A 12,561-nucleotide genomic window follows, 5' to 3' on the forward strand; every position below is an offset into this window, starting at 1 on the left:
GATAAATCTCAATGAAGCAACTTAGTGTTTGTATGATAGTAAAAGATGAAGAAGCCCTACTGTCAAGATGTCTCAACAGTGTGAGTGGCATCGCTGATGAGATTATTATCGTCGATACCGGTTCCACAGATCGGACCAAACAGATTGCTGCAGATTATAACGCGAAGATTTATGAGTACACTTGGATCAATGATTTTGCTGCTGCCAGAAACGAGTCTCTTCGTCATGCAACGGGGAAATGGATATTGGTACTGGATGCTGATGAATACTTGGGAATCGATGATCGAGAAAAGTGGGGGCAGTTTGTAAAGCAAGAGCCAAAGGCTCAGATTGCCTACACATTAACAGTAGTGAACTTTACTGGAGACAAGGATCATCCGGATGAGATCACAACAGCGCCAGTAACGCGGCTATTTCCGAATTTCAAAGGGATCTATTTTGAGCGGCCTATTCATGAGCAGTTGACTAGAGGCTCGAAAAGAAACTTATTCTACGAAAAAATATCACTGAGTATTTATCATACAGGATATCAAATTGAGCGTGTAACAGACAAGAGTAAGCATGAACGTAACATGCAAATATTTAACGAAATGAAAAAAAACAATAAGTTAAGTGAATATGATTGGTTTACACTTGCGAACCAGTATCGCTATGGCAAAGAGGATGAAGAGGCACTGCGTTGCTATGAACGGGCGTTAAAAGTAGCCAGTTCCGAGGAGCCATGGTACACTCATTGTTTGCTTGGAGCTATTGGGTTGTATTATAAACGGAATTCCCTAGAGCAATCATGGAAATGGACGGAAGCTAAATTATCTAAATATCAGGAGTATTCTGAATATCATACCATAAAAGGCATTCACCTGGAGAAAATGGGGTTCCTTCACCAAGCAGCGACTTCATATCTAAAAGCGATTGATACTGCTGAACAAAGAACTCAAAAGAATCTAGAAGCTTGGTTAACGGATCCTATGTATAGTTTTGATACGCCGGCCAAACAACTAGTAGATATTTATTTTAAACTAAATGATAATCAACAGGCTATTTATTGGTTGTCCAAATTGCTGAATAAAGATACGAGAAATCCGAAGGTGCTGCTGCGTCTTGTAGAATGGTTATCTCAGAATGAAGATCCATCTGCAGTTATAGGATTTCTGGATAAGATATATGATGTTAGAAATAAAGCTGATTGCAATCTGTTATTTAAAGTATCCCTTGTGCTAGGGCAAGCGGAATTAGTCCAATATTATGAACAATATTTAAACGAGACAGGATATCTTAATACCCTTGACCAGTTAAGGTACTCCACTCTTAAAGGCAATGAAGAATTATGGATATCTACAATTGCCCCTAAACAGGATGTGGATCAGGAAAGTGAACTACAGATGTGGACACAAATAGTTGTAGCAACACTTAAATGGAGTACGCCTCAAAAGCTTGAAGAGATGACTATAAACTTCAGAAATGAAAGTATTCCAAAGCTGAATGAACTTGTGCTTCAGATGTTAACAGGAAAATCAGATTTGGATGAGCAAAGCCTGAAGACGCATTGCAATTCATTGTTTTTAGTGGCTAAACAACTGTTTCTAATCAAAGAGTACGAATTGTTTGACCGGTTTATACAAACGGTCAGATCTACTGGATTAATTAATGAATTGGCTAACTACTTCTATAGCTTGAATATGACCGAAATGGCTATGAATTATTACTCGTTATTGTTGTCGGAACATAAATTAGATATTGTTAGTCTTGTCAATCTTGGGTTGTACCATGCTAATCATGGTTATCATTCTGATGCAGTGGAGTTTCTAAGTGAAGCGATAATTTTGAATCCCAAGGCTAAACACCTTTACTATGCTCTAATTCAGAGCGCGCCCAAGGAGCAAAAGGGTTACTTTGTAAATAAATTTATAGCGGAATGCCCTGAATTTGCTGATATTTCGTTTGTACGTACTTTTATAGAAGATGAAATCAAACTATGAGTTTTTTATAAGAATTAGAAGGGACCGTCCCCAAAGTAGATATTCTACTGACGAGTCAGATTTTCGATCTTCTCAAAAGCTTTCAAACATTAAAAAAGCAGCGATTCTCCCGTATTGGAGAATCGCTATTTTTTTTGTTGCTTAATTTTAGCTTGCTTCAATAAATTATGGATGAGCAAAAGTCGACCGACTTTGAGAGTCACTTTATCGATATCGCGAAGCAGGAATCGCGGAACCCCCGGTTGTTCTTCAGTTGTCCAAATACACCTTCCAGCTCCGTTATTTGGCGTAGAGCTAAAAGGTACCCTTCCTTGTTTCTCAGGTTTTTCCGGTTTCCGGTGGTCTCCGTACAGCGTTCTTTCTTTGAGTTCCATTGGGTAAGCCAAGTTGGTCCTATAGTATATAGAATCTAAAAAGAAATCGCTCACTTGGAAATGGCTAGCGATTTCACTATTTGATACACACGTTGATCCAACCCTTTTTTTTCAACATAAACTAATCAACGCCCATCGTCAAGTTTATTTTGTCCCTCCACTTGCACATGTCGAAGCCGCAGCTCAGCCATTTGTTTACGCTCGTTCAAGGCATTATTCTCTGCGCCGGGCGAAAGAATATCACTCAAATTCAGCATGCGGCCAAGGGCAATCGTCACTTAAGCAGCACGACGAATTTCCTGAATCATTCGCCGTGGTGTGTGAACCGCATGCAGCGTCGGCGCATGGAAAGGGTCATAAAACGAATTTCGGCCAAAGCTGGCGATAAGCGTGCTCCCGTGTTCCTCATCGTGGACGACACGTGTTGTAAGAAAGACAAGTCGACTCGCAAAATGGAGGGGCTCAGCTTTCAGTACGCTCACGAAGCCGGAAAAACGGTGTGGTGCCATTGCTTGGTCACTACCCAGGTGGTTGCTGCAGAGGGGTCATATGCCTGGGATTATCGGCCCTACTATTCCGAAAAGTATTGCCAGGCTCAGCGTCTGCCTTTTAAGAGCAAAAATGATTTGGCGTTAGAGATGGTCGAGGCGTTTCCCATTCCCACAGATGAACGGGTCTACGTCCTCATGGATAGCTGGTACACCAGCGAAAAGGTGATTAACGCGTGTAACCGCAAAGGATTTCATGTCATTGCCGCCGTCAAAACCAATCGCCGGATTCGTCCGACAGGGATTAGGCTCCCTTTGGATGATTTTGCTCAACAGTACATTCGCAAGTCTGACCTCCACTCCGTTACCGTCGAGGATCAAGGAAAGTACTGGGTTTAGCCATACGAGGGACCCGTGAGCGACATCGAAAACGTCAAACTATTGCTGTCCTGGAAGGACGAATACACGGCTTCGAGCAAACCACAGGTTTGTCTCCTGTGCACGGATCTGTCTCTAGATCTCGTTACGATCCAAAGGTATTATCACGTGCGCTGGAATATCGAGACGGGATATCGAGACTTCAAGGAACTGCTTGGCTTTGACCAATATCAATTGCTTTCGTTTCATGGCATTGAGCGCTTTTGGGCGATCCAGTTCTTGACGCAGAACTTCCTGGAGTGTCAGCGGCAAGAGTGGATGAAAGCAGACGCCAAACCTCACGCTGGGTGATGTGGAGCGCCGCATTCGAGAAGAGCATTTCGGGCAAATGATCGTCTATGTGTATCAACAAGCCCTGGAAAAGAAGCCTCTTTTCGACATTCTCAAGTTGTTTCGGTTATCTGCCTAAAGCGTCTCATAGCCTAACACACTACAGCTCTGTCTTTTTCAAGACATTCAGGTCGATTTCGCAAGACTCAAGTAAAAAAGATAAAGTTAATAAACTTAACGTTCCTCAGAAAAAGACCGATAATATAAGTGAGAGCAGTAATTACTATTAAATGTACTAAAAGCACTGGGGTGGGGCATGTTTAGTATATCAGGATCCTAAAAGCTGAAGATTGTTCAAGTATTTAAGTATGATTTATTCACCTGTTCGAAGAGTTAAAGGGCAGGCGTAGAAATATAACATTCATACAGGGGCGGGAGCTTGATGAGAAAGCATCAACAAGAACAAATTCAGAAATTAGTTATAACACTGTATGAAGCGACTGACGAAATCGGTCGGCAATTCTCCAGGAAAAATATTCCGACAGTAATTAACCTATTGAGTGATTGCCAGGATGCGGCGGTACATATAGGTGAGTTTATAGAGAGCTTTGAAGGTGAAGGTACACGAACGGTTGAATTGTTAACAGAATACCATACAAGCCTTTATAATATTGCTATGGACATCGAATCCATTAATATTGGCTTCATTAAGCAACTAAAAAAAGAACTTAAGATGATTGAAAGCAGCATTAAAAATGAGCTCAAGCCAAACAAGATTGAGATTGTCTTTTTCCCTTATAAAGCGTCAATGTGGGACTCGCTTGAAAGCGTATGGATGGCAGCCAACGAAGATGCACAATGCGATGCTTATGTTGTACCTATACCATACTACGACCGAAAACCTGATGGTTCATTCGGTGAATTTCATTATGAGGGCGAAGATATGCCTGATTATGTTCCGGTTACTCATTATGAATCCTACGACATAAGTATTCGCAGACCGGATGTTATTTATATTCATAATCCGTATGACATCTATAACGCAGTTACTTCAGTTGATCCACGGTTTTATTCCGATGAATTAAAGAAGTTTACAGATACACTAGTTTATATTCCTTATTATTCTACTTCGGGTGGTATGAGTGAGGGACAAAAGAATTGTTCTGCTTATTATCATGCAGATTATATAGTTACACAAGCAGAGAAATATCGTGGGTTTTATGATTCTACTTTTTCGAAAAAATTGCTTCCAATGGGTTCGCCAAAGTTTGATCGGGTTATAAGAATATGCAATAATCCGCCTGAGCCGCCTGCTGCCTGGAAAGCAAAAATGGAAGGTAAAAAGGTTTATTTTTACAACACAAGTATTAACGGTATGTTGAGTAATACTGAAGTTTTTTTGAAAAAAATGCAATATGTATTTAGAGTATTTGCGGCTCATGACGATGTGTGCCTGTTGTGGAGACCCCACCCATTGCTAGAATCAACACTTAAATCTATGAGGCCGGAATATAAACAAATTTATTCTAAATTGAAAAGATTTTTCATTGGAAATGAGATCGGGATTTACGATGATACACCAGATATTACAAATACCATCGCGCTTTGTGACGCTTACATTGGTGATTCGGGTACTTCGGTTGTTTCCCTTTTCGGTATTGCAGGAAAGCCGATATTTATCTTAGATAATAACATTAACACAGAACCTTCTGAAGAGGACTGGCGCGGTGAAATGATTATCAGAGGATTCAATATGTACTCTGATGATAAATGGTTGATTACACGCGGGAATAAACTATACTATTCTCCGGATAACAATTATAAATACCAGTATCTGTGCGATTTGTCCGATTATGCTTATGGTGATTATTATGCATATATATTGACTTTTGGAAATGAAACATACGTTTGTCCAAGGAATGCACAAGATATAATCGTTTTTAATAATAATAAAATCAGCAAACGTATTAAGTTAAAAAAATACATTGATCGTCCTGGCTCATTTGTAGGAGCAGTAAGCTGTGGGAACTATATTTTCCTAATACCACTTCATTATCCTGCTATTGTAAGGTACAATACTGCAAATGGAGAAATCCGATACTTCGATGCTAATCTCGATGTTATTAGCGGCAAAGGAAATGGCGAGCGTTTGGTAGGCGGAGTTTGTGTTCAGAACGGATATTTGTTTATTGCCTCTCCTGTAGACAATCGTGTCTTAGCAATTGAAGCCGAAAGTGGGAAACAACAGGTTCTAACTACAGACGCAAATAATGCCTGCGGCTGTATGTATTTGGTTTCTGACGGGAGTAATTTGTGGTTTATGCCTTTTTCGGGAACTACTGTTACATGCTGGAATCCTGAAAGCGGTGAAGTTCGCGAATATTCGGATTTTCCTGAGAATATGAAATGCAGACATGGTAATTTTGGATTTGAGTGTGTGGAACGGCCTTTTAGCCATCCTGCATTCTGTGGAGACTATGTGTATTTAGCTCCATATTGGTCGAATATGTACATTAAACTTAATAGAGTTACAGGTGAATCTATTGAATGGCACCCTCCATTTGATACGCCGGACAATATAAAGAACGGATATTATTCTTCATGGTGCAGAAGCTGGTTCCGGTATCCGACAGATGAAGCTAAGAATTTCTATAATTTATTTTCACTTTACGACCGAAAACTATACAATATTGATTTGGAAAACAGTAATTATGAAGAACTCAATATTGAATTTAATATCAGTGAGCTGAAGGCGAACGAGCCTGGGTTTAAAAAGAATTCCGAATGGTTGCAGTATTGCTGCGAAGAAAGTGCGTTTAATACTCTTTCTGATTTCCTTGAGGAAAATATCACGGGAAATGCCTTTAATAAGGAGAATCAGATTACGGCTTATGGAGAAATTGCTGCTAATAATGATGGGACATGCGGTGAAAAGGTCCATAAGTTTATAAAGAACTATCTGAATGGAAATTAGGGGGCTATCTGTATGACTAAGGTAATAACATACGGTACATTCGATTTGTTCCATGAAGGCCATTACAGACTGCTTCAAAGAGCCAAAGAACTTGGCGATTATCTTGTTGTTGGAGTAACCACCGAGGGATATGACCAGACTAGAGGGAAGCTTAATGTAATAGATTCATTGATAACTCGAGTTGAAAATGTTCGGAAAACGGGCTTTGCCGATGAAATTATTATTGAAGAGTCCCAGGGACAGAAATTCCGGGATATTAAAAAATATCAAATTGATATTTTTACGGTGGGTTCAGACTGGATCGGACATTTTGATTATTTGAACGATTATTGCAAGGTTGTATACCTTGAAAGAACTAAGGATATTTCCAGCACAATGCTTCGCACGCAAAATAAGCATATCCAGAGAATTGGAGTTATCGGAACAGGGCGTATTGCGGAGAGGTTTATACCGGAAGTGAAACTTGTTAGCGGTATTAATACCCAGGGCATTTATAATCCAAATGCAGAAAGCGTTATAAGGTTTGCTGAGAAATGGGAGGTTAATCCCTATACCGAAATTGAAGATTTCTTTGCTGCGGTCGACGCGGTTTACATTGCGTCGCCGCACGAAACGCATTACCAATACATCAAAATGTCGCTTGAGCAAGGAAAGCATGTTCTCTGTGAAAAACCTATGGTTTTGGAAAAAACACAGGCAGAAGAGCTTTTCGCATATGCAAAGGAGCATGGTCTGGTGCTTTTTGAAGGTATTAAGACAGCCTATTGTCCGGGTTTCAGCAAGCTGATGGGAATTGCATGTAGCGGAATGATCGGAAGCATACGTAATGTTGAGGCTTGCTTTACGAAGCTTGAAGATCCTGCAAGCCGTGAGCTGACTGATTTGAAATTCGGAGGCAGCTTAACTGAGCTTGGGAGCTACACCATGCTTCCTATTATTAAGATCTTTGGAACTGAATACGAAGATATACGATTTGATTCAATAAAAGATGAAAACGGTCTTGATATTTTTACGAAGGCATACTTTAGATATTCAAATGGTATCGGGACTGCTACTTGCGGTCTTGGAGTCAAATCTGAGGGTCATCTTATCATATCTGGTACTAAAGGGTATATCAAAGTAGACTCACCGTGGTGGAAAACAACTTATTTCGAGGTTCACTACGAAGATCCAAATGATGTGGAAAAATACTCAGACAAGTTTCTTGGTGATGGGTTGAGATATGAGATCAATGATTTTCTTTCTCTGATAAATGGCAATCCCGAGAGTGAATTCAAATTGACATACAAGGATTCAATTGCGATAGCGGAGGTTATGGAAAGGTTCTTACAGGAGAACAGCAGATATGAGAACTTTTAGGATAACGTAAATAAGTCTCTTTAATACTCTCTGTAATTCGCAAGGAGGATGTTGTCATGCAGATCGAATGGAAGTATGTTGTGGAAACATTTAATACGAATATTGCAAAAGGCAAGGATAAGAGAATTGTTTTATATGGGATTGGTAAGCATACTAAGGCAATATTAGATGAATTAGGAGATCAGTATAATTTTGTCGGGTTAATGGATGCAGAAAAAGCAGGTGAAAAACTCTGGGGATATCCAATTTTGCATGTTAATGAGCTGAAAGAGAACGGCGTAGATTTAATAGTGATTATAGCGAGGCCTTCGGTACATCAGATAATCTATAGACGTATCGCAGAATATGTGGAAAATAACAACATTCCTGCTTTTTCAATTACTGGAGAGCAAATACACGCAGAAGAAGATTTTCAAGAGTTAAATAATCAATATTATTTATTTCAAAAACAAAATTTGCTGGATGAGATTGATAAATATGATGTGATATCATTTGATGTATTTGACACACTTATTATGCGTAAGATATTGTACCCAAAAGACCTTTTCTTATTATTGGATTATGAATTTAAGGATAAAAATTTAGGTTTTGTTTTTTCTGATATAAGACAGGAAACAGAACTGGGATTAATGCGCTTAAGGTATCCAAAATTGAGTGAGATATACGATTCAATTAGAGTGAAATATGATCTTAGTAAAGAGATTTGTCAAGAACTTATGCAAATGGAGATTCAGAAAGAACATCAATTAATTATACCAAGAGATGATATAATAGAAGCTTTTCATTATGCGATTAATCATAATAAAAAAGTATACATCGTATCAGACATGTATTTGCCGATTACAGAAATGGAAGCTTTGTTGGAGGAAAATGGGATTTCGGGTTTTGAAAAATTATTTATATCCTGTGAGTATCGGAAAACAAAACAAGAGGGCCTGTTTAGTGAATTATTGCTTTTTGAAGATTCGAAAAGAATCTTACATATCGGCGATGATGAAAAAGCCGATGTTCTTGCTGCCGAAAGCTTGGGGATCTCCGCGTTTAAAATAATGAAAGCTTATGAAATGGTGAATCATAGTTCCTATTATAAAATAATGGACGGATCTGACAAGATATATAATAGGTATTATTTAGGATTGATGATCAGCAGATTATTTAATAGTCCATTTGCCTTGTATGGTACCAAAGGGAAATATCAAATTAATACACTTGATAAACTTAGCAATTTAATTGCTCCGACAATACTTAATTATTTGTTATGGATAATTCAAAGGGTGCAGGAACAGAAAGCTAGTGATATTTTATTTGTTTCCAGAGACGGATATTTACCGATGAAAATATATCAAATGATATGTCAGAAGCAAAAACTGAACGATTTACCGAAAGGGAAATATATCTATACATCTGGAAGAGCAGCATCTATCCCTGCTATGACAGATATTACGGATTTGCTGCCTATGTTAGAGGAATTTAAAGGAGATGTGCAAGAATTATTTACTAATATTTTTTGTCTTGATGGATACGAAGTCAACCCAGATGCATCTATTGCTGAAAATGTTAAGGTTAATGTAGATGAAATTATTAAAGAAGCTCAACAAGAGCGTATAGATTATCAGTCATATTTAGACGATCAAAATATTTGCTTTGATAATGAAGTTATGCTCTTTGACTTTTTTTCTAAAGGAACAGGACAGGATAATTTAGAACGGATTTTAGATAAAAAACTAAATGGTGTTTACTTGCATAAATCTATCAGTGGAATTTCGAGAAGAAATGAAATAGATTATTTCAGTTTATATAAAGCAAATAATCATTATGAAAAAAATTATAATGTTTTTAAGCTGTATTCTCTTTTAGAATATATTATTTCTTCTCCTGAACCTTGTCTTAAGAAAATCTCGAAAGAGAGTAAGCTTTTCTTCCCTGAGGACAGGACAATTGAAGGGAAACAATTTATGATCAAAATACAAAAAGGGATTTTTGAATTTTGCGTTGACTTTATTGATTCTTTCTCAGGAGGCATACCAGAACGTTTTGATGGAGAGTTTACAGATTCTATTTTGGGGCTTATTGAAAAAAGTACTATTGAAAGTAGTGTGTTACCAGATTTATCAACATATGAGTGGTTTAATGGAGCCTTTAAGGTTGTCGGGAAAATTTGATGTAGTAAGATCAATATGAATTAGATGAATCTGACAAACGAGCCGTTCAATTAAACAAGGGGAGTTTTGTGGAAAGTTTATATGAAAATCCGGAGTGGAATTTGGAGAATTTTTAAAAACTGTCTTATCCAAATTATTTGATAGACTTCAAAAAGTCATTAGGTCTTCGATATATATATGAACTGGCACTAAGCAGATAATAATGAAAGTTTACACGAGTGCATGGGGAAGAAATATGGAGACGGAATTAGTTTCAATGTTAATACTATCTATTGTAGAGGAAATGTAGTAAAGGATTTAGTAATGTATAAAACGTACGTACCGAAATTAATATTCTTTACATGATAGGAGATCTTGACCGTGTTGAATAACGAAAGCATACCAGTTTCACGTCTTGGTATTTTTGTCTTCTATGATAAAGAAGGAATCGTCGATGATTATGTTCTTCACTTACTGGACGGTATGATGGAAAATTTAAACCATCTTGTTATTGTCTGCAATGGAAAAGTTGAGGAGACTGGTCTAGCAAAGCTGGAAAAGTATACAAGGGACGTATTTATTCGTGATAACACAGGCTATGATTCTACCGCTTGGAAAGCTGCGCTGACTTCTTTGTATGGATGGGACAAGGTATATAGTTTTGATGAGCTTGTATTATTTAACGATACCTTTTATGGCCCTATTTATCCCTTTAAAGATATGTTTGATGAAATGAGTGTAAGAGATAGTTCGGATTTTTGGGGTATTACATTACAGAATAATTTATTGATTTTTGACAATATAGTTACTCCAGTTCATTTGCAATCTTATTTTTTGGTATTCAGGGAAAAATTATTAAAAAGTAAGGATTTCTTTCTGTTCTTTGAAAATCTAGGTCAGATAAATAATTATAATGATGCTGTTCGAAAATTTGAGATTATATTGACTCAGCATTTTGCAGAACTTGGTTATAAGTTTGATTCCTATATAGATATAAATCCTTTTGCGTCAAATAAGACGGAAAATAATTATAATTATTCTGTTTATGAAGCCTTTAATTTGATTTATAAATATAAATGTCCTATCGTAAAGCGCAAAAACTTTATTACGTTAAATGGAGGACTATTAAATCTAAACGGAGGTGTGGATGCTGCTAAAACACTGAATTATATTGAAAAACATACAAAATACAATGCCGATTTGATATGGAGTAACATTCTTAGAATTTATAATATATCAGAAATTCATAGTGCATTGCATCTTGATTATATTTTACCTGCAAATGTCAATACAAGGGGAAGCGATTTACTTGAGATTGATAATGCAGCAGTTTTCATATTAATATTTCATGATAAGTTTTTGGTTGAATGGACTCATTTTATTAAACAGATTCCGAAAGGAATAGAGATTTATGTGACAACTAATAACCAATCAGTTAAGAATAAATTAAGTGATTTACTAGGCTCGGATGCTGATTATAAGTGTCATATCCAACTGTTCAACTGCGACGCCGCTACAATATTACCGTTTTTAATAGAAAATAAGCATATAATACTAAAATATAAATATATTGGGTTTATTCATGAAAATCAAGAACTAGGTCAATATGGCCCGTATATTATTGATGAAACATTAATGAATAATATGTGGGAGAACACATTGAAAAGTCCAGAATATATTGAAAATATTATTGATGAATTTGAAAAACATAACAAACTGGGTTTGTTGATGCCACCAATGCCATATCATTCTCAATATTTTGGGATGCCTTTTTTAGAATGGCGTGAAAATCATGGAAAAGTAAAATTATTCGCTGATGTCATTGGCTTGAAATGTGATATTAATGCAGATGCACCCCCGTTTTCGTTTGTTTCATGCTTCTGGGGGAGAACTAGTATATTGAATAAATTGCTGGATGTTAGCTTTGAACCTTCATTGCTTAACAGTGAATATATGGATAATGTGTTTAAAATGATATTGCCATATCTGGCACAAGACAAAGGATATTATAGCGGGACCGTAATGAACGATAATTATGCATCCTTACAAATGTCTATGCAAAATTTTATGTTGAACGGTTTAAATAGAAATAGTGATGTTATTGGCTACTTAAATTTGATTGAAAAAGAAGAAATCGGGCTTTTAATTGATTTCTGTAAAAAAAATAAACGAAATTATATTTATGGAGCTGGGGTTATGGGGAGGAAATATGCACAATATTTGACTGCAAATGGGATTGGTTTTGAGGGATTTATCATATCTGATGGACGACCTAAAGAATCGCATGTTAACGACCATCCAATTTATTATCTGTCGGAAACCAGACTACAGAAAGATAAGATCGGAGTAATAATCGCTATGAAAGATCAAACTGAAGTTACTAAAATCTTAAATAGTGAGGGGATAAAAAATGTGTTTAAGGTGCTAACAAACTGAAATAAGTAGGCTACGAAGTTCATTGGTTCTTTCGTGTAACGATGATTTGGATCAATTGATGCTAAATCATTAGAATTAAAAATATCGAAAAAGTATATATGG

The 12,561-nt window shown here is 37.0% G+C and carries 7 protein-coding genes; all 7 read left to right on the forward strand.

The window, feature by feature from the left end:
- Positions 1-11: 11 nt before the first annotated feature.
- The 7 genes from NSQ73_RS00425 to NSQ73_RS00455 all read left to right on the forward strand — a co-directional run bounded on the left by NSQ73_RS00425 (position 12) and on the right by NSQ73_RS00455 (position 12,459).
- Positions 12-1,979: a tetratricopeptide repeat-containing glycosyltransferase family 2 protein gene (locus tag NSQ73_RS00425; RefSeq protein ID WP_340985066.1), complete on the forward strand. Its 1,968-nt coding sequence runs from the start codon at positions 12-14 to the stop codon at positions 1,977-1,979.
- Positions 1,980-2,544: 565 nt separating this feature from the next.
- A complete protein-coding gene (locus NSQ73_RS00430; protein WP_340985067.1) occupies positions 2,545-3,240 on the forward strand; it encodes a transposase in 696 nt (231 codons plus the stop codon).
- A gap of 15 nt (positions 3,241-3,255) precedes the next feature.
- On the forward strand, positions 3,256-3,570 hold the full coding sequence (locus NSQ73_RS00435) for a transposase (protein WP_340985068.1): 315 nt from the start codon (positions 3,256-3,258) through the stop codon (positions 3,568-3,570).
- 421 nt (positions 3,571-3,991) lie between these two features.
- Entirely contained in the window at positions 3,992-6,523 is a 2,532-nt protein-coding gene (locus NSQ73_RS00440; RefSeq protein ID WP_340985069.1) for a hypothetical protein, read from the forward strand.
- A gap of 12 nt (positions 6,524-6,535) precedes the next feature.
- Positions 6,536-7,882 (forward strand): Gfo/Idh/MocA family oxidoreductase, encoded by a 1,347-nt coding sequence (locus NSQ73_RS00445; protein ID WP_340985070.1) that lies wholly within the window; start codon positions 6,536-6,538, stop codon positions 7,880-7,882.
- 56 nt (positions 7,883-7,938) lie between these two features.
- Complete coding sequence (locus NSQ73_RS00450; protein ID WP_340985071.1) at positions 7,939-10,044, forward strand: HAD-IA family hydrolase; 2,106 nt, start codon at positions 7,939-7,941, stop codon at positions 10,042-10,044.
- 360 nt (positions 10,045-10,404) lie between these two features.
- The gene (locus tag NSQ73_RS00455) at positions 10,405-12,459 is read left to right on the forward strand and encodes a rhamnan synthesis F family protein (protein WP_340985072.1); all 2,055 of its coding nucleotides are present in this window, start codon (positions 10,405-10,407) and stop codon (positions 12,457-12,459) included.
- The last annotated feature ends 102 nt before the right edge of the window (positions 12,460-12,561 follow it).

Source organism: Paenibacillus sp. FSL R10-2736, assembly GCF_038000245.1.
In the GTDB taxonomy this organism is placed as follows: Bacteria; Bacillota; Bacilli; order Paenibacillales; family Paenibacillaceae; genus Paenibacillus_AQ; species Paenibacillus_AQ phytohabitans.

What these genes read in the sequence shown, in the direction of transcription:
- NSQ73_RS00445 (WP_340985070.1), top strand. Translation starts at nt 6,536, where the DNA reads ATGACTAAGGTAATAACATACGGTACATTCGATTTGTTCCATGAAGGC.
- NSQ73_RS00450 (WP_340985071.1), top strand. Translation starts at nt 7,939, where the DNA reads ATGCAGATCGAATGGAAGTATGTTGTGGAAACATTTAATACGAATATT.
- NSQ73_RS00425 (WP_340985066.1), top strand. Translation starts at nt 12, where the DNA reads ATGAAGCAACTTAGTGTTTGTATGATAGTAAAAGATGAAGAAGCCCTA.
- NSQ73_RS00440 (WP_340985069.1), top strand. Translation starts at nt 3,992, where the DNA reads ATGAGAAAGCATCAACAAGAACAAATTCAGAAATTAGTTATAACACTG.